13 protein-coding genes are annotated in these 18,142 nt (G+C 52.1%); 3 read left to right on the forward strand and 10 right to left on the reverse strand.

The window, feature by feature from the left end:
* The first annotated feature begins 114 nt into the window (after window positions 1-114).
* A complete protein-coding gene (locus tag AC4PHM_RS09530) occupies window positions 115-1,479 on the forward strand; it encodes a GerMN domain-containing protein (protein ID WP_492017583.1) in 1,365 nt (454 codons plus the stop codon).
* Between the two features lie 220 nt (window positions 1,480-1,699).
* The gene (locus tag AC4PHM_RS09535; protein ID WP_492017584.1) at window positions 1,700-3,199 is read left to right on the forward strand and encodes a CAP-associated domain-containing protein; all 1,500 of its coding nucleotides are present in this window, start codon (window positions 1,700-1,702) and stop codon (window positions 3,197-3,199) included.
* 76 nt (window positions 3,200-3,275) lie between these two features.
* Here the strand turns inward: AC4PHM_RS09535 and AC4PHM_RS09540 are convergent, their stop codons facing one another.
* The 10 genes from AC4PHM_RS09540 to AC4PHM_RS09585 all read right to left on the reverse strand — a co-directional run bounded on the left by AC4PHM_RS09540 (window position 3,276) and on the right by AC4PHM_RS09585 (window position 16,192).
* Entirely contained in the window at window positions 3,276-4,079 is an 804-nt protein-coding gene (locus tag AC4PHM_RS09540; RefSeq protein ID WP_291405492.1) for an alpha/beta fold hydrolase, read from the reverse strand.
* Window positions 4,080-4,081: 2 nt separating this feature from the next.
* Window positions 4,082-5,023 (reverse strand): prenyltransferase/squalene oxidase repeat-containing protein, encoded by a 942-nt coding sequence (locus tag AC4PHM_RS09545; protein WP_492017585.1) that lies wholly within the window; start codon window positions 5,021-5,023, stop codon window positions 4,082-4,084.
* Between the two features lie 214 nt (window positions 5,024-5,237).
* Window positions 5,238-6,506: a glycerate kinase type-2 family protein gene (locus tag AC4PHM_RS09550; RefSeq protein WP_492017586.1), complete on the reverse strand. Its 1,269-nt coding sequence runs from the start codon at window positions 6,504-6,506 to the stop codon at window positions 5,238-5,240.
* 13 nt (window positions 6,507-6,519) lie between these two features.
* Window positions 6,520-7,524 (reverse strand): aldo/keto reductase, encoded by a 1,005-nt coding sequence (locus AC4PHM_RS09555; RefSeq protein WP_492017587.1) that lies wholly within the window; start codon window positions 7,522-7,524, stop codon window positions 6,520-6,522.
* Window positions 7,525-7,590: 66 nt separating this feature from the next.
* Window positions 7,591-8,034: an acyl-CoA thioesterase gene (locus AC4PHM_RS09560; protein ID WP_492017588.1), complete on the reverse strand. Its 444-nt coding sequence runs from the start codon at window positions 8,032-8,034 to the stop codon at window positions 7,591-7,593.
* A 5-nt stretch (window positions 8,035-8,039) separates the two neighbouring features.
* Window positions 8,040-9,794, reverse strand: a complete 1,755-nt coding sequence (gene pyk, locus AC4PHM_RS09565) for a pyruvate kinase (RefSeq protein ID WP_492017589.1) — start codon at window positions 9,792-9,794, stop codon at window positions 8,040-8,042.
* Window positions 9,795-9,987: 193 nt separating this feature from the next.
* Window positions 9,988-10,947 carry a 6-phosphofructokinase gene (gene pfkA / locus AC4PHM_RS09570; RefSeq protein WP_492020492.1) on the reverse strand — a complete coding sequence of 320 codons (960 nt, stop codon included), beginning with the start codon at window positions 10,945-10,947 and terminating at the stop codon, window positions 9,988-9,990.
* A gap of 166 nt (window positions 10,948-11,113) precedes the next feature.
* Window positions 11,114-14,716, reverse strand: coding sequence for a DNA polymerase III subunit alpha (locus AC4PHM_RS09575; protein ID WP_492017590.1), 3,603 nt, complete (start codon window positions 14,714-14,716; stop codon window positions 11,114-11,116).
* A gap of 63 nt (window positions 14,717-14,779) precedes the next feature.
* A complete protein-coding gene (whiA, locus tag AC4PHM_RS09580) occupies window positions 14,780-15,730 on the reverse strand; it encodes a DNA-binding protein WhiA (protein ID WP_492017591.1) in 951 nt (316 codons plus the stop codon).
* Between the two features lie 39 nt (window positions 15,731-15,769).
* Window positions 15,770-16,192 carry an NUDIX hydrolase gene (locus AC4PHM_RS09585; protein ID WP_492020493.1) on the reverse strand — a complete coding sequence of 141 codons (423 nt, stop codon included), beginning with the start codon at window positions 16,190-16,192 and terminating at the stop codon, window positions 15,770-15,772.
* A gap of 399 nt (window positions 16,193-16,591) precedes the next feature.
* Here AC4PHM_RS09585 and AC4PHM_RS09590 point away from each other — a divergent pair, with 399 nt between their 5' ends.
* Window positions 16,592-17,968: a sigma-54 interaction domain-containing protein gene (locus tag AC4PHM_RS09590; RefSeq protein ID WP_492017592.1), complete on the forward strand. Its 1,377-nt coding sequence runs from the start codon at window positions 16,592-16,594 to the stop codon at window positions 17,966-17,968.
* The last annotated feature ends 174 nt before the right edge of the window (window positions 17,969-18,142 follow it).

The following is an 18,142-nucleotide window of genomic DNA, read 5'->3' on the forward strand; positions in this document are numbered from 1 at the left end:
ATACATAATACCGAGAATTCTATTGCCTGCATTCATAGGTGGCAAAGCCCTTCATAATGAATTATAATGTAATTTAGAGCAAGTTCAAAGACTTCGATTGTTAGGAGGGGTAGCGTGTCAAAATTTCTATTTAATTTTGTGCTTTTGACCGTCATGTTTTTTACACTGACCACTATGCCCGTTAATAAAAAAATTCTGGATTTCAATTTTTCCTTTGAAGGTTTTTTGGAGTGGGAGCAGAGCAACCAGCCTGAAGTAGAGATACCAGGAATTGTGGCCGATGGTTCCGAGGACGCAGCCATGACCATCGGCACACCTTATCTTTTCCAGCCTGAGTCGCTGGTGATCCTGGTCGAGGGCACCGGCGAGGTGGTGGAGACGGCGGCGGCCATACGGGATCAGATGACGCTGACGATCAGCGACAAAGACCGACAGGTAAAGACCCTGACCGGTGCGCAGATTCCGTTTGGGGATGACCGGCTGATCGACAAGACTAAGGTTGAACTGACGGTAGATGTGGCAGCGCTGGCACTGGAAGCCGGTCACTACCAGCTGGACTTCAGCAGCACGAGTACCCATCTGGCTGCAGGCGCGAACTCCGTTTCCGCAGAGGTGTCCACTTTCGCGGGCAAGCGCTATGTGCCGGCTAAACAAGTGTCTCAAAATGGTTATGTGTCTATTCAAACCTATTACCCGGATGAGCAGCTGATGCATTTGATTCCGCTGTCCCAGGCGACGGCTAATGACAAGGTCCTGAGAAAAACGGCGAATGCCCTGGCAGCGCCGCCGCCTGCGGGCTTGGGGCTCCTGAACGAGGCGCCGGCCTTCCGTGTGCCGAACATTCAATACGCCCAGGGACTGGCGACTATGTACACAAGGTCCGCGGATCTCGCTCCGTTTTCGACGGGCAGCACACGTTCACTGATGGCCGTAGATGCGATCCGGTACTCTCTTTTCAATATTGATTATGTCCAGAAGATCAAGTTTTTTGTGGATGGAAAATCGACGGGCGCCTTCCTGCACGGCATGGACCTGGAAACCGTCTACGAGCGGGACAATACACCGACGGCATGGCTGGGCGTCAGAACTGGAGGCGAGCGACTGCTCCTCGGTCTTGTGAAGGTCTATCCAAAGCTTTCCACGCCGCACGAGGATGTCATGGCCCTGCTGAAGAGCGGCATTGCCCAAGAGGGTAACAGCGACGCGCTGATAGCGCCAATTCCAGCGAATGTCACTGTAGTCAGCACGACCCAGGAGGGCACCACTTTGAAGGTGGACCTTGGCATTGAGGGCGACCTGTACGGCGGCGACCAAGCTTTGGCCGCGTTCATGTTTGACGCTATGACCCAGTCACTGACCTCCATCTCAGGTGTGGATGGCGTCCTCTACACTTTGGGCGGCGCGCCGGTGACGGGACTCAATGGGCTTGATTTGACGGAAGTACAAAGACGAAAGGCATTGATCAACCCGCTTGAATAGCGGGTTGTTTTTTTGAAGATAAAGTGAAACTGGGTGTCTGACACCGAGTTTCACTTTGTTTGATTGGTGACCATCGGCATGTCCTTGTTCTTCCAGTTGAGAATTTGCTCTTTTGGGGGTGACATTATTATGTTAACTATGTTATCATGAAAAAAGGATTGCTCACAACATTCCCTTTAGCACAATCCAAAACTTACATAAGAAGAGGAAACCCTGACCTATGAGAAAACTTGGACGACTGCTGCTCACCCTGGTACTGATGGTGTCCTTAGTGGCACCTGTCACCTTTGCGTTTGAAGACACAGATCAGCATTGGGGCCGCGATTATATCGGGACCCTGGTTCAGTACGGCATTGTCAACGGCTACCCTGACGGCAGCTTCAAGCCGGATGCCCAGATCACGCGATCAGAATTCTTGGTCATGACGCTTAAGTCTCTGGGCGAGACTGTTCGGACAGCTTCATCGGGAGAATACTGGGGACAGCCTTATATTGACAAGGCGAAGGCTTTGGGCTTAATCCAAGCCTCAGATTTTGCGTCACTGACAGCTGCGACTTTCGACAGACCGATCCTGAGGGAAGAAATGGCCGGCATCGTTTCTGCGGCCTATTTAAGATCTAATGAGCACCCCGCGGCGTCCACGCTGGACATCGCGGCGGATAAAATCAGTGACCTGGACGCTGTCCGGGACTGTTATCAGGAACCGACACTGGTGGCCTACGCCGTCAAGCTGCTGAGCGGCTACACGGATGGCAGCTTCAGGCCTGCAGGCACCGCCACTCGAGCGGAATCCTCCGTGGTAAGCGCAAAGCTTCTGGCCGACAGGCTGGATCTGGGCGACATTGTCGTTTCAACTCCGCCGGTTTCATCCCCTACTTTTAAGGTCGCCGGCATCAGCATTGGCGATTCACTGGAGAAAGTGACTCAAACCCTCGGAACGCCGGTGCGCAAGGATCTCAGCGAGTATGGCTTTGAATGGTATGTTTATCACAAAAGTTTTAAGGACTATGTTATGATTGGCATTTCCTCAGGCAAAGTCGTGGGGCTGTTTACGCATTATGGGCCGTTTGAGTCGGCCATCGGCCTTAGAATGGGCAGTACCAGGAGTGATGTTCAGTCGAAGTACGGCACCGGCCTGACGAAAATCGACAAGGGCACCTTTACTTTCCTGATCCAGACAAGTGAGGAATTTGACACCTACAAGCTTCATGCTGGTTATGCCACGTTCTTTTATGACCTGGCGGACAGCAAGAAGGTAATGGCGTTTCAGCTGATCGCGCCTGTGACCGAAGAGGCGTTCAAAAGCCTGTATGGTCCTGCGAGTGCAGGGCTGCGGACGGCTTATGAGAAACAGACCTTTGATCTGGTCAACGTTTTCAGGATCGCCAAAGGTAAGTCCGTGGTCACTTACAGCGCCGCAGCGTCAAAAGTGGCCTACGCTCACAGTTTGGACATGTTGAACCGCAGCTTTTTCGATCATATAAATCCGGACGGGAAGTCACCGTTCGACAGGATGCAGGCAGCGGGGCTGAGTTTCTCAGCGGCGTCGGAGAACATCGCTGCGGGTTACATAAACGCAGTCACAACGCACATGGGGTGGGTCAACTCACCTGGCCATAGAGTGAACCTGCTCGGCAATTATACGCAGCTCGGGACCGGCGTGGCCTTTGGGGGCGAGTACAAACAATATTTTACGCAGAATTTTTTAACACCGCGGTAAGCGAGCGTATAAGTGAAAATAAGTTGGGGTCAGCGGCTTACGCCTGTTGGCCCCAACTTTTTTTGTCCCTAACTTTTTATTTAAACCTCATGAACGCATTAATTTCCTCTGCAACGCGCTCTGGCGATTCCCAGTACAGCAAATGTCCCAAACCTGAGAGAATTTTCAATTGAGCGTTCGGAATCACCTTTTCAAGCACTTCCTGATCTTCTCTGGCGGCTATAACATCCTGATCTCCCCATAGAATCAGCGTCTCAGATTTGATCTTTCCAAGAGATCCCGGAAATGGCTCATTCATAATACCTCGGATGGTTTCAATCCAGACCCTCGCCGGCGCTTTGAGGTTTTCTTTCAGCATGACTTCCAAAAAATCTGAAGGTATATTTCCGGTTTCAAGTCCCTGAGCAAACCTACGGACAAAATTTTCGTCCAAGGGATCTGTCAACAGGGAGATGACCTCATTCCAAACCTTTACAATGCCAGGCTTATCTCCAAGCGATGCAGGCGAGCCCAGCAGAATCAGCCCCTCTGTCCGCTCCGGATAGTCTGCAGCAAAGCTTCTGGCAGGAAATCCGCCGCTTGAAGCACCGAGCAGTACCGCTTTCTCGATGCCCATTTCATCAAACAACAAAACCAAATCCTCTTTAAAATTCATAGTTGAATACCCGGTCTCAGGTTTTCCTGCGTCGCCATGCCCTCTCAAAGTCACTGCCAATGATCGAAACTCATCTGATAGGAAAGGCAACATGGGCTCAAAAGCAACACAGGAATCTGCGACGCCATGCAGCATGACCAATACTTTTCCATTTCGGTTTCCTTGTTCGAGGAACGGAATGAGAAGATGATTGGGAAGCTCAACAACCTTTGGTTCCTGCCTCAAAATCATGCCTCCTTCAGCCTGTCGTCCTCGTACGCAGCCATCACCCTTAGTGCTCTCAGTGTATTGAATCTGCTTGGCGCGCCAGTTTTTTCCATTAAAAAATGTACCTTCCCAGGGTGCATCATCTGCACCGGCCATGTGCCGTCCTTGTTTCTCTTATACTGAAGAATCCTGAGGGCGTCTTCCATCCGCAGGTCATATGGCCTCCCCGCATCAGCGAAATAGACCAGCGCCCTGAGAATATCGTAACGCCATCTGGAAGGAAAGGACAGCATGCACCACCTTTTGTCAATGATCTCACCCGTCTTGTCCGACTTGAACAATTTGTGGTTCAGCAAGAAGCTTTCCGCTTGTTGCCTTGCCTGTTCAATCTCTTCTTTTCGGTAGTCGTGCCCGGCTTTAAGAAACTCCCATAGCCCCTCCAGCACGGAGATCGTGGTGTGCATGGAGCCGTGAGACGCGCCATACCTCTTGTAGTCACAATTATATCCTCCATCCGCCATTCTGCTGTCAAGGATAAAGTCAACAATGGACATCATCTCTGACTTCGGAATCCCAAAGAACGAAGCGTAATTCAGAAACATGCCGTTCACACAGAGATCGCCGGACGGGATCTTATTCGACTCGTTGATGCTGCCATCTGCTGATTTTCGGGTTCGCAGGATCAGGTTTAGAGTCTCCAGAATGGGTTCTGCCGGCTCTACCTCAAGGTGTCTGAGATCAAGCAGCGTGTAGTGGGAGCTGATCCACTTGACCTGGTAAAAATCCCGTCCCCAGTGGCCGGTGGGATTCCTGGCGGCGAGGAAGGCTTTTCCCCAACCATCGGCCGCTATCTTTTTTCTGAGCGCGACGAGTTCCGCCTCAGGACTATGGAGAAGGTATTTACTGGTCAAATACTGCAGGCTCACGTCGCCCGACATCAGCCAGTTAAACAATGGGTCCATGGGTGTCACCTCACTAAAATCGCATCTACCTGTTAGATACCCTGCGAGCTTCCTTTCAAAGATTTTTGTTGGCCGATGGTCGTGGGTCGCGCCGTAATTCGTAACACACACCGTCCTTGATACCAACTTTGGTATATTCAAAAAGAGAATAAAGACGTCCATTCGCATCTGGAATTGGACGTCTTTTCAATAGACCTCTCTGGAATCTGAATCATTATTTGCCTTCACCAATCAACACCACCATCAAATCATTGACGTTGGTTCCGGTTGGACCGGTCATAACCAAATCTTCGCTGACCTGAAGGGCATGGTAGGAATCGTTTTCAGCGAGAAACTGGCCAGGATTAAAGCCCGCGCTGCGAATTCGATCCAGGGTATAACCGTCAACCATGCCTCCTGCGGCATCTGTAGGACCATCTGTCCCATCAGAACCCACTGAGAAGATCACGACATGATCCAGGTCCTGAATGCCAACTGCCGCTGCTAACGCAGTTTCCTGGTTGCGGCCGCCTTTGCCTTTTCCCCTAAGATGAACAATTGTTTCGCCGCCCGCTACGAGTGCACATGGCGGACGCAGCTTATAGGGGCTTGACTTGCCCATCAGGATCTCTCGGGCAAATGATGCCAGCGTTCGACCTAGTTCAGAGGCTTCACCTGTCATCTCGGTTGACAGTATTATTGGAGCATATCCCAAAGCCTCACAGGCTGCTGCAGCCGTATCACAGAGGGTTGAAACACTTCCGGTTATAATGCTCTCGCAGAAGCCAAGTGATTTGGGCGTCTCCTTTTCGATCGCGGCTTTCACCTTGGCACTATAAGCAATCCCGAATTTATCAAGAACTGCAAAGGCTTCTGCCGATGTCGACGGATCCGGAAACGCCGGTCCCGACGCAATGACATCCAGCGGGTCACCAATGACATCTGACAGAACAATGACTAAAAGCTCCGTTTGGCCACAAGCCTCCGCGAACCTGCCGCCTTTGACTCTGGACAAATGCTTCCTAACAATGTTCATCTCCGTGATGTTAGCGCCTCTTGACAATAACTGGTCCGTGATTTCCATAATGTCGCTTAGATCCAATCCCAATTGAGGCAATTCAAACAGCGCGGAGCCCCCACCGGAAACCAAAAACAGAATCAAATCCTCATTTTCATCAGCGTCCGAAACCATGTCAAGAGCTCTTTCAGCACCTAAAACCGAATTCTCATCCGGAATTGGATGACCGGCTTCAATGATCTCGAATTTCGGCAAAGCCCCCTGAGAATGGCCGTACTTAGTTACGATCATCCCTTGTTTAATTTTTTCGCCCAGTACAGCGTATGACGCTTCCGCCATTCTCCAGGCAGCTTTCCCAATAGCAATGACTGTGACAGCCTTGGTGATGGCTCTATTCATCAAAGCAGCCTGAACTGCCGCTTCTGGAAGTACGGCCTCGATAGCTGCATCGATAATTGTTAGCGCATCCTGCCTAAGCGAAATCATTGCTGCCACCCGCCTATCTAAAACTCTCATCCACTTTCTTGAGCATACTCCGAATAGGCAAGTCATAAGGGCACCTCGTCTCGCAAATACCGCATTCGACACAATCGGCGGCTTTGAAAGCCATGGCGCCATACCGCTCTTCTGCCCATTCCTTAAGTCCATATCGCTTCAAATACCCCTCCATGAGGAACAGGGTTGGTATATCCAGATTTTGAGGGCACGGCAGACAGTACCCGCAGCGCCGGCAGAAATGCTCACCCATTTCCTGGCGCACAATCTCCATATTCTTTAGGTCTTCTTCAGTATAGTTGAGATCCGCACTGCCCATGGCCGCATTTTCTGAGACTTGCTGTGGGCTGTCCATACCTGGAATCGCCACAGAAATGTGTGGGTTGTTCAAAATGTACTTAAGGCTGAGAGGACCATTGGAAATGGCTCCCCCTGCCAACGGCTTCATGGCAATGACGCCTAACCCGAGCTCATGGGCACGCTGGAACAGCCGCTCGCCCTGATGCTCCACCAGGTTGTAGGGGAACTGAATGGTCTCAAACCGGCCATCCTCAATGATTTTTTCGAGAAGCTTATGGTCGTGACTCGTGATGCCAATGTGACCGATCAGCCCTTCACGTTTAGCCTCCAGCATGGCTTCATAACCACCTTGCTGAATCAGGGCATCATAAGCCTCTTGATTTCGGACAAAGTGCGCCTGGTATAACTCAATATAATCCGTTCTAAAGTTGATCAGGCTGATGCCAATGTCCCGTTTCATATCCTCATAGCTCTTCGCCATGGTTTTGGTAGCGAGGACGAAGCTGCCGCGATGGCCTTCAATGGCGGCGCCAATCATCTCTTCGCTGGTCGTATAGCCACGGGCGGTGTCAATGAAGGTGACTTCCCGGCGCAGGCATTCCTGCAGGATGGTTTTGACCGTTGGCGCGTCGACGCGTTGGATGGGTATACCGCCAAAGCCTACCTCGCTGACCATCAGTCCTGTCTTGCCCAAGAGACGTTTTCTCATGGATGCATCTCCTTTGCCTTGCTTATTGTGATCCTGTGACGGAAAGGGTAACCATCGGCCACAGCTTTATTCCTGGGTGTCTTGTGATGCTTTGACTTCCATGGCATCCTCAACGGCTTTGACGAAAGCCTTGTCGAGGCGGCTGACGCGCAGCGGGCGCATGGCTTTGTCGACGAAGGCATGAAGGGTCTGACCCTCGGCGAGCAGCTGACCGGTCTCCTTGTCCAGAAGCTGGTACAGAAACGCAATCTTGACGCCTTTGAAGGTTTCAATAAATGTGCGGATAATGACTTCCTGATCGTAGAGAATGGGCACACGGTAACGGCAGCTGCTCTCTACGACGGGCAGGATGATGCCCGCTTCTTCGAGGCCGCGGTAAGAGTAGCCCAGTGACCGCAGATACTCGCAGCGCCCGACCTCAAAGTAGCGGTAGTAGTTGCCATGGTAGACCACGCCCATCTGATCGGTTTCTTCGTATCGGGGGCGGATCTCGAAATCATAATAGTTCATAAGCCTTAGAGCATCCTGGTGCGGCCGGCATAGACTATGCCCTTGGTGGCGTCCACGGTGACGTTTGGCGCGCCTTTAAGCAGCTTGACTGCATCCGCCGCGCCGACGACCGTCGGGAGGCCGAGTGACAACGCGACTATTGCCGCGTGGCTGGTGTAGCCGCCTTCTTCGACAATCAGTCCGCTGGCTTTGGTGATGAACGGCATCATATCGCGGTCCGTCGTGCTGGACACCAAAATGTCCCCATCTTTGAAGCTGACCTGAGCCTCTTCAGGCGTATTGGCTATGCAGAAAGTCCCTGAAGCCATGCCTTTGCCTATGCCTGTACCTTTAATGAGTACCTCGCCCACCAAGTGCACCTTCATCATATTCGTCGCACCGGCAACGCCTACAGGTATGCCCGCTGTCAGGATGACCAGATCCCCCTGCTCGACGAGGCCCTCTTCCTGAGCGCTCTTCAGGGATTTCTCCATGATCTCGTCTGTGGAATCCGCCTTGCCCAGTGAAATGGACTCGACGCCCCAGACCAGCGACAGCTTGCGGCGCACCTGCTCTGAGGTGGTCGCGGCAATGATAGGCGCTTTTGGTCGGAACTTTGAGATTTTGCGTGCCGTAAAGCCGGAGGACGTCGCCGTCATGATGGCACTGGCTTCAAGCTCCAGAGCCGTCAGGCAGGTCGCGTGGCTCACAGCGAAGGTGACATTGTCATCTTCCTCTGACTTGTGCACGCCGCGCAGCAGGGCTTCATAATCGAGGCTTTCCTCTGCCGCCTTTGCAATGACCGCCATAGTTCGAACTGCCTCAAGGGGATACTTGCCTGCCGCGGTTTCACCGGACAGCATAATGGCATCCGTACCGTCAAAGATGGCATTTGCCACGTCTGTAGTCTCCGCCCGGGTCGGACGCGGGTTGCGGATCATGGAGTCCAGCATCTGTGTGGCGGTGATGACCGGCTTGCCCGCGCGGTTGCACAGCTTGATGAGCTCTTTTTGAACCAGCGGAATGCGCTCCGTTGGAATCTCGACGCCCAGATCGCCCCGGGCGACCATGATACCGTCAGAGACTTCGAGAATCTCACGCATGTTGTCCACGCCTTCCTGATTCTCAATCTTGGAGATGATGTGGACGTGGTGGCCGCTGTTTTCCTCGAGGACTTTGCGGATTTCGAGAACGTCCGCAGGCTTTCGGATAAAGGAAGCTGCTATAAAATCAATGCCGTTGTCGATGCCAAAAATAATGTCGCTGATGTCTTTTTCCGTAATCGCCGGCAGCTGAATGCTGACCCCCGGCACGTTGACGCCCTTGTTGCTCTTCACGGTTCCGCCGTTGAGCACCCGGCAGACAATATCCGTCTCGGTGACAGAGACAACTTCCATGCCCACCAGGCCGTCATCGATCAGAATAGTGGTGCCGGCAGACACGTCCTGCGGCAGCCCCGTATATGACACCTGGCACTTCTCCTGGTCGCCCAGATAATCCAGTGTGGTCAGCGTGAAAGTCTGACCTTCTTTTAACTCCACATCCTGAGCAAATTTACCTGTTCGGATCTCAGGACCCTTGGTGTCCAGCAGAATTGCCACTGGCTTTTCCAGCTCAGCGCGGACCTTTTTGATCATCAGAATGCGCGCGAGATGCTCCTCGTGGCTGCCGTGGGAAAAGTTGAGCCGTGCGACATCCAGGCCGCTTTCGACCAAAGTCTTGAAAACTTCCGGATTTTCGCTGGCGGGACCTATGGTACATACTATTTTAGTTTTTTTCATTGCATCATCTCTCCTAAGGGGGTGGCCTGATTATTGGCTGTGAACAGGTTTGACATCCTAACTGGCTAAATCCTGGCGTCTGGCGCGAACCTGTTTTGTAGTCGGCAAAACAGCGCCATCATTTCTTAATTTTATCACATATTCATTATAAACCTATTAAGTTAAGCTGCCTCAGCGAACTAAGGCATGCCGCTTAAAGCGATAAAAGCTCCGCCAGGTCATACTTGGCCTGATCGAACCGCTTCGGCTCATTCAGCGCCGCTTCAAGGTCCTGATCCATGATCTTGTTGTCCCGAATCCCGACAACGCGTCCAAACTTATTCTCCAGCAGCAGTTCCACAGCCCGCTGTCCAAACTGGGCGCCCAGGATGCGATCCGTAACGGAAGGTGTTCCGCCCCGCTGCAAATATCCGAGCACGGTGACGCGCACCTCCTGGTGTATGAGGGCCTCAAGCCGCTCCGCGATCTCGTAGGATTTTCCAACGCCTTCAGCGACAAGAACAATGCTGTGCAGTTTGCCCCGACGTCTTCCCTGCAGGATTTTCCGTGCTACGTCATCCAGGTCGAACTTACGCTCCGGAATCAGAATGTCCTCAACGCCGCCTGCAAGCCCCGCAAACAGCGCAATGTCTCCACAGTGCCGGCCCATGACCTCCACAATGCTGACCCGTCCATGAGAAGACGAGGTATCCCTGAGATTATTGATGGCCGAGACCACCGTACTGACCGCCGTGTCAAAGCCCAGCGTCAGATCCGTATAAGCGAGGTCATTATCAATAGTGCCCGGTATGCCGATGGTCGGGAACCCCATCTCCCACAAGCGCTTGGCACCCTTATAGGAGCCATCCCCGCCTATGACCACCAGAGCGTCGATCTCGAACATCCGCAGTACATCCAGTGCTCGCTTTTGTCCTGCTTCAGTCATAAATTCCTCAGACCTGGCAGTCAGAAGCTTGGTCCCGCCGCGGTTGATGATATCGCCAACATCGGCCAGCTCAAGGTTATCAATGTCTGCTTCGATCAAGCCCTGGAAGCCCCGGCGTATGCCGGAAACCTTCAGCCCGTTATAGAGCGCAATTCTCACTGTGGCACGGATCGCCGCGTTCATGCCAGGTGCGTCTCCGCCGCTGGTAAGCACGCCAATTCGCTTGATCCTTGGGATGGAATCCGCCATGGCTACGTCGTCCATATCTGGAACACTCATGCACATCACCTCATTCTCAGATCTTTCTAAGTCTATTTTCAGATCATTATTGGTCGGTTACTAAGTTGGTTTTTGGCTGGTTATTGGTTTGTTAAAAATAAAGCTCAACGCAGTCTCACTTCAGTTTAACTGAGTCGTGACCCAGTTCGACTCTAAGTTCCGTCAGAAGCCTTTCTGCAGGCTTCACCCATAGTTTTTCCTGGGTTCGGATAGTCTTCTTTTCCTTCTCAAGGTAAAGGATGACCTCTGTATCCCCTGCATAGTTCTGGAGGATCTTTTTAACCCGCTCCCATTGAGCGGCCTCCAGATGCGCCATTTTTAAGAAGAGCTTTGGATCCGGCACTTTCCTGAAGCGCTTGATGGTCTCAGTCGTCAAAGGATAGATGGCATCCGCCACGAGCTTTGGCGGCTCGTCCTCCCGAAGGCTGAGTCTGCCCTCCGCAATGATGAAACTGTCTTCATTCAGGTGCAGCTCATAGCGCGTCATTATCAGGGGGAAGACCAGCACCTCGATGGCGGCGTAGAGGTCCTCCAGGCTCAGGAAGCACATTCTGGAATTGTTTTTGGTGATCTTGTCCGTACGTTTGGCTATGAGGCCTGCGACGACGACACGCTCGCCGTCCGAGAAGACACCGGTGCCCTCCTCCCAACTTTCAAACAGGTCGCTGAGCCTTAGACTGGAGATGTTGTCCACGTCGTCCTTGTAGGCCGAAAGTGGGTGCCCGCTGAAATAGATGCCAAGGACTTCCTTCTCGAAGGCCAACAGGGTTCGGACGTCAAACTCGGGTACGTCCGGCAGCAGTTCGGGCGGTGCGGTATCCAGGCCAGACATGCCGGGTGGGGCTGAGGTTGCGGCACCGTGACCATCGGCTGAAGTATTAGTATTAGTATTAGTATTAGTATTAGTATTAGTATTTGTACCTGTACTTGAATTGACACCCGCCGCCATAGCCATGCCCAGGCCTGAAAACAGGCTGACCTGGCCTGCCGCGTTATTGCGCTTTTCTCGGTGAGCGCTGTCGACAATACGCTCATAGGAGGCCAGCAGCTGGGAGCGTCGAGCACCCATGCCGTCAAAGGCCCCGGCCTTAATCAAGCTTTCCACGGCCTTCTTGTTGAGTTCGCCGGCCGGAAGCCGGTCGCAGAATTCCGTAAAATTCCGGTACGGACCGTGTTGCTCGCGCTCCTCGACCAGAGCTCTGATGATGCCGCTTCCCACATTTTTGATGCCGAGAAGGCCATAGCGGATGGCGCTGCCCTCCACGGAAAACTGTTCAAGGCTGTGGTTGACGCTTGGCGCCAGGACTCTGAGGTTCATGCGCTGGCATTCGACTATGTAGACCGCCAGCTTGGTCTGGCTGCCCATGACGCTGGACATGAGGGCAGCCATAAATTCAATGGGATAATGGGCCTTCAGCCAGGCCGTCTGGAAGCTGACCAGCGCGTAGCCGGCGGCGTGACTTTTATTGAAGGCGTATTTGGCGAAGTCGATCATGTCGTCAAAAATGGCGTCCGCTGCCTCTTTGGACACGCCATTGCGCAGGCAGCCTGGGATTTCCACGTTGCCCTCGTCATCCAGCTTGCCGTGGATGAAATAGCGTCGCTCTTCTTCCATGACCGACATTTTTTTCTTGGACATGGCCCGCCGAACAAGGTCACTCCGGCCATAGGAATAGCCTCCCAGCTCGCGGACGATCTGCATAACCTGTTCCTGATAGACCAGGCAGCCGTAAGTCACGCCCAGAATCTCCTTCAGCTTTGGATCTGAATAGGTGATCAGCTGCGGGTTGTTTTTACTTTTGACATATCTGGGGATCGAATCCATAGGCCCTGGTCTGTAAAGGGAAATGCCCGCGATGATATCCTCCAGGCAAGTCGGCCTCAGCTCCCGCATGAACCGCGTCATGCCGGCGCTCTCCAGCTGGAAGATGCCCAGGGTCTGGCCGTTGCCAATCCCGACGTAGGTCTTTGGGTCGTCCGTTGAAATCTTTGAAAAATCTATGTCGAGGTCGTAGTTTTCCTTGATCAGCTCGACAGCCCGCTGAATCACCGTCAGCGTGCGCAGCCCCAGGAAATCCATTTTGAGGAGCCCCAGCTCTTCGAGCAGCAGCATGCCGAACTGCGTCGTGACGTTGCCGTCCTGAACCGTCAGCGGTACATAATGGTCCACAGGCGCTTTTGAGATCACGACGCCTGCAGCGTGAGTCGACGAGTGCCGAGGAAGCCCCTCGACCTTTTTGGCGAAATCAATCAGGCGCCGGGCTTCGGCGTCCGTGTCATAAAACCCCTTCAGCTTGGCGTTCATTTCCAGTGCTTTGCTGATGGTCATGCCCAGTATGGTAGGGATTTCTTTGGCAATCTTGTCCACGTCAGCATAGGGCTGGTTGAGAGCCCTCCCCACATCTCTGATGGCGGCCCTTGCGGCCATGGTGCCGAAGGTCACAATCTGCGCCACATGCTCCTTGCCGTACTTGAGTACAACGTAATCGATGACCTCCTGGCGCCGGTCGTCCTGGAAATCGATATCGATATCCGGCATGGTGACGCGCTCAGGATTCAGGAACCGTTCGAAAATCAGGTCATAGGCCAAGGGATCCACGTCTGTGATTTCAAGGCAGTACGCCACGAGCGAGCCTCCGACGCTGCCGCGCCCCGGCCCCACAAGGATCCCCTGCTCCTTGGCAAATTTGATAAAGTCCCACACTATGAGGAAGTAATCCTCGTAGCCCATGTCGTGGATGGTGCCAAGCTCGAATTCCAGGCGCCGGATGTGCTCCGGTGTCACGTGATAGCGCTTGTGAAGGCCGTCATAGCAGAGCTGCCTCAGGTAGACCTGGGCGGTCATGTCTTTGGGCAGGTCAAACTCCGGAAGGTGCAGACTGCTGAAATCAAAGTCAAAGTGGCAGCGCTGGGCGATCTTGACCGTGTTGGCCAAAGCCTCAGGGGCGTAGGGGAAGAGCCGCTGCATCTCGTCCGGGGATTTCAGGTAAAACTCCCTGGTCGGGAAGGTCATCCGGTCTTTATCCGCCAGGGTTTTGCCCGTCTGGATACACAGCAAGACGTCGTGGACCTCGTGATCGCCCGGCTCAATGTAATGGACATCATTGGTCGCGACGAGGGGAATGCCGGTCTCCTTGGACATTCGAATCAACTGAAGGTTGACCTTTTTCTGCAGCTCCATGCTGTGATCCTGAAGCTCCAGGTAATAGCGGTCCGGTCCAAAGATGTCGCTGAATTTTAGGGCGAGGGCTTTGGCCTCACCGTAGCGGTCTTCTGCGATCAGCACTTGAACGTCACCTGCCAGACAGGCGCTGAGACAGATCAGGCCTTCGCTGTGCTTTGCGAGCAGTTCCATGTCTATTCTGGGTTTATAATAATAGCCCTCGATGAATCCCCTGGAAACCAGATGGATGAGGTTTTCGTAGCCCTTCGCATTCTCTGCCAACAGCACCAGGTGCCCCCGGTTCTTGTCCATGGACGCATCTTTGTCGTGCATGGAACGGCTGGCCATATAAACTTCGCAGCCTATGATGGGCTTGACGCCTGCCGCTTTGGCAGCCTTGTAAAAATCCACCACGCCAAACATGACGCCGTGGTCTGTAATGGCCACCGCGTCCATGCCCTGTTCTTTCACCCGTTCGAACAAACGGTCTATGACCGTAAATCCGTCCAGCAGGCTGTACTCAGTATGAAGATGTAAATGGACAAATTTACTCATCAATCAACGCGCCTTTCCAGCGGAATCTGTTCTGGTTGTGTTGTTAAACTAATTGGTTGTCGCTTAGGTGACGTTCAGCTTGACTCTGAGGTCAGCCGCGATCTTCTCTATTTTTCTGAAGCGATGGTTAATGCCCGATTTGCCAACGGGCGGATCCATCATTTCCCCAATTTCCTTGAGGGTCGCCTCACGATTTTCAAGTCTCATTTCTGCGGCTTCTCGGAGATTGGCACCGAGGTAATCCAGTCCAACGCGCTCCATGATGAATTCAATGTCCTCAATCTGTCTATAGGAGGCATCCACGGTTTTGTTGAGGTTAGCCGTTTCACAGTTGACCAGACGGTTGACGTCATTGCGCATCTGTTTCACGATTCTGATGTTTTCAAATTCCAGCAGGATGGTGTGGGCACCGATAATGTTAAGGAAATCTACGATCTGATCCCCTTCCTTGATATAGACGATCCAGTGGTTTTTTCTCTGGATGATTTTAGGTGCCAAGTCATACCGCTCCATCAGACGGCTGAGGGCTTCCGCGTAGGTCTCGTCATTGGTGACAAACTCCAGGTGATACCCTTTCTCGGGGTCGCTGAGGCTGCCGCCGCCCAGAAAGACGCCCCTTAAGTACGCCCTCACACAGCATTCCTTAGTTGCGATGCCCTCCGGAATACCGTCTTCGAATTTATAAGTGCCATCACTGTGGTCAATGATTTTGAGTGCTATCAGGATTTCCTCAGCGCCTCGTACGACGATCAAATAAGTGTTGTGTTTCTTGAGCGTGGGATTTTGTTTGATCAGGATCTCTGCGCTCAGACCAAAGATGCGCTTAAATCCGGAGAAAATTCGCCTGGCAATGGCCGGGTTCTCTGTCGTCAGCGTTAGACTGAGCCCTTTTCCCCGAGCGTAGCCGATAGAGCCGCTGACCTTGATTAATGCAGAAAGCTCTGCAATCTGGCAGCAGCGATCCTCGCCCCGGATCTGGCAGAGCTCATTTTTGGTTGTGGATGAAAATGACATAGTCTCACCTGTCTTATTGGTTCTTGTTCCTGGACCTGCTTAATCCTTCTCAATACTTTCTTCCAGTCCAAGTACAGCTTTTCCCTTTCGCACCATTTCGCGTTCGTCACTATAGCGGAGGAAATTGTCAATCTCGCTGATATCGACGAACTTGCCGTCAATAAAGCCCTCTTCCTCGAGGGGAATGATTTCCGTGGTCATGGCAATCATGGCATACCAGTGAACCCGCTTGATGATCAGCTCCTGCTGACTCCAGATGTTTCTAAACCGATACCCGGTCTCGTCGAGATAGCCCAGAACCTGCGCTGTGATGCCAGTCTCCTCTGAAACTTCACGGGCTGCAGCATTTTCCGGGGACTCTTTGGGCTCAACTTTACCTTTAGGCAGCACCCAATCACCATTCATTTTTTTAAGGATCAGAACCCGCCGTCCATGAAAGACGACTCCGCCTGCGCTCGTCACATATTTCAAAGGTTTCACGCCCTTATGGTCAATACCAGAAATTTGAGTTGCGGTGAGGTGAATGGGACAATTTTGAATGCTTCTGGTCTAGAATTGTCCCTCTGTGCTTGAACACATAATTATCCTTTAGTATACCACAAAATGTGGTGCCCCATGCGGATCAATTGGATTTAGAGACTGGTGTCAGGGACAAAAATTATTACAGTGTCTGTCACCGAGTTGAGTTTGGGGACTGACACCGTAATGAAAACGAAATACAAAATCCGCGCTTCATTCATTATTAGTTTCCACGCCATTCCTATATCCTATCTATCATGGCCAACCCTTACACATTGATCCGTCACTATGTTAAACTAGTTATGTTATCACATTACCTATTACACAACTGGAGTGATTCTTGTGAATCAGTTTGACGCCGACTTTTATATTGCCATCCTCGAAGCCTCCCATGACGAAATTTACGTCACAGACGGCGACGGCTTTGCCGTTTACTGCAATAAAACCTTCGAGTCCAACTATGGTCTGACGCGCGAAGAAATCATGGGCAAGCATATCAGCTTCCTCCTCGATAACCAATATTGCGACCAATCCCCTTTGCCTATGGTCATTGAGCAAAAAAAAGAAATCAGCATCCGCCAGAAGACGAAGATGGGCAAAACCCTCCTGATTACGGCAACCCCCTCCTTTGACGCAAACGGGAATATCAACTTAATCGTCGAAAACTGCAGGGACGTCACTGAGATGGAAGCCATCAAAGCTGATCTTGAGCACACAAAAGAGCAAATGATTCGCTACAAAAATGAAATTGACGAACTCAGACGAAACGAGTTGAGAGAAACAGAGAACCTCATCATCAACAATTCCAAGATGAAATCCATTGTTGACATGATCGACCGCCTGTCATCCATTCACTCCACCATCCTGATCTCGGGAGAGTCCGGCACAGGAAAGAGCATCCTGGCGAAATACATCCATTCCAAAAGCACACGAAAGGACGGTCCCTTCATCACCATCAACTGCGCCGCCATTCCGCCCAACTTGCTGGAATCTGAACTCTTTGGTTATGTCGCCGGCGCGTTTACCGGAGCGGACAAAAAAGGAAAAGTCGGCTTAGTGGAACTGGCGAGCGGCGGCACGCTCTTCCTGGACGAAATTGGCGACGTGCCGCTGCCGCTGCAGGCCAAGTTCCTGGAGCTCATCCAGGACAAGCGGTTTATTCCTGTGGGATCCACCAAGTCCAAATCCATTGACGTTCGAATCATTTCAGCCACAAACGCAGACCTGATGGCCCTCGTCAAAGGAAAGAATTTTCGCGAGGATCTCTATTACCGCCTAAAAGTCGTCGACCTTCAGATTCCGCCGCTCCGTGACAGAAAAGAAGATTTGAAAGCCATGGCCACCCTTTTCCTGAACAAATACAACAGAGAATATAAACTAAATCGTGAAATGTCCAAGGACTGCCTGGAAATCCTCCAGAATTACCGCTGGCCGGGAAACGTCAGAGAGCTTCAGCACGTCATAGAACAGCTGGTCGTCACCGTCCCGGGAAAAGTCATTGAACCACATGATCTCCCAATGCACTTATTCCGGGACGCACTCGTGCCGCTGGACCCAGCTCAGTCAGAGCTTCCACCGCTGGACATCGCTCTCGAAGAGATTGAAAAAACTTTGATTTTGAAAGCCTTCGAGCATTTCGGAAGCTCCTACAAGGCCGCGAAAGCGCTTCACATTTCACAGAGCAAGGCAAGCCGGCTATACAGAAAATATATGGAATAAGTCAATCAGACCCCAATAGTATAAGGGAAGAGGAAGACGGGCCAAATCACACCCATCTTCCTCTTCCCTTATTTTGCTATCATTTATTCATTCAATTGCCTTGAGAACGCCTACTAAATATTCCCACGTCTTTATCATTGGCAGAATGTATGGAGAAGTTGGAAGAAGGTGTCA

It is taken from the genome of Acidaminobacter sp. QWL-03, from assembly GCF_058683855.1.

Excerpts from the sequence above, each read along its gene's own strand:
- AC4PHM_RS09535 (WP_492017584.1), top strand. The coding sequence starts at position 1,700 with ATGAGAAAACTTGGACGACTGCTGCTCACCCTGGTACTGATGGTGTCC.
- AC4PHM_RS09545 (WP_492017585.1), bottom strand. The coding sequence starts at position 5,023 with ATGGACCCATTGTTTAACTGGCTGATGTCGGGCGACGTGAGCCTGCAG.
- AC4PHM_RS09550 (WP_492017586.1), bottom strand. The coding sequence starts at position 6,506 with ATGATTTCGCTTAGGCAGGATGCGCTAACAATTATCGATGCAGCTATC.
- AC4PHM_RS09555 (WP_492017587.1), bottom strand. The coding sequence starts at position 7,524 with ATGAGAAAACGTCTCTTGGGCAAGACAGGACTGATGGTCAGCGAGGTA.
- AC4PHM_RS09560 (WP_492017588.1), bottom strand. The coding sequence starts at position 8,034 with ATGAACTATTATGATTTCGAGATCCGCCCCCGATACGAAGAAACCGAT.
- pyk (WP_492017589.1), bottom strand. The coding sequence starts at position 9,794 with ATGAAAAAAACTAAAATAGTATGTACCATAGGTCCCGCCAGCGAAAAT.
- AC4PHM_RS09575 (WP_492017590.1), bottom strand. The coding sequence starts at position 14,716 with ATGAGTAAATTTGTCCATTTACATCTTCATACTGAGTACAGCCTGCTG.
- whiA (WP_492017591.1), bottom strand. The coding sequence starts at position 15,730 with ATGTCATTTTCATCCACAACCAAAAATGAGCTCTGCCAGATCCGGGGC.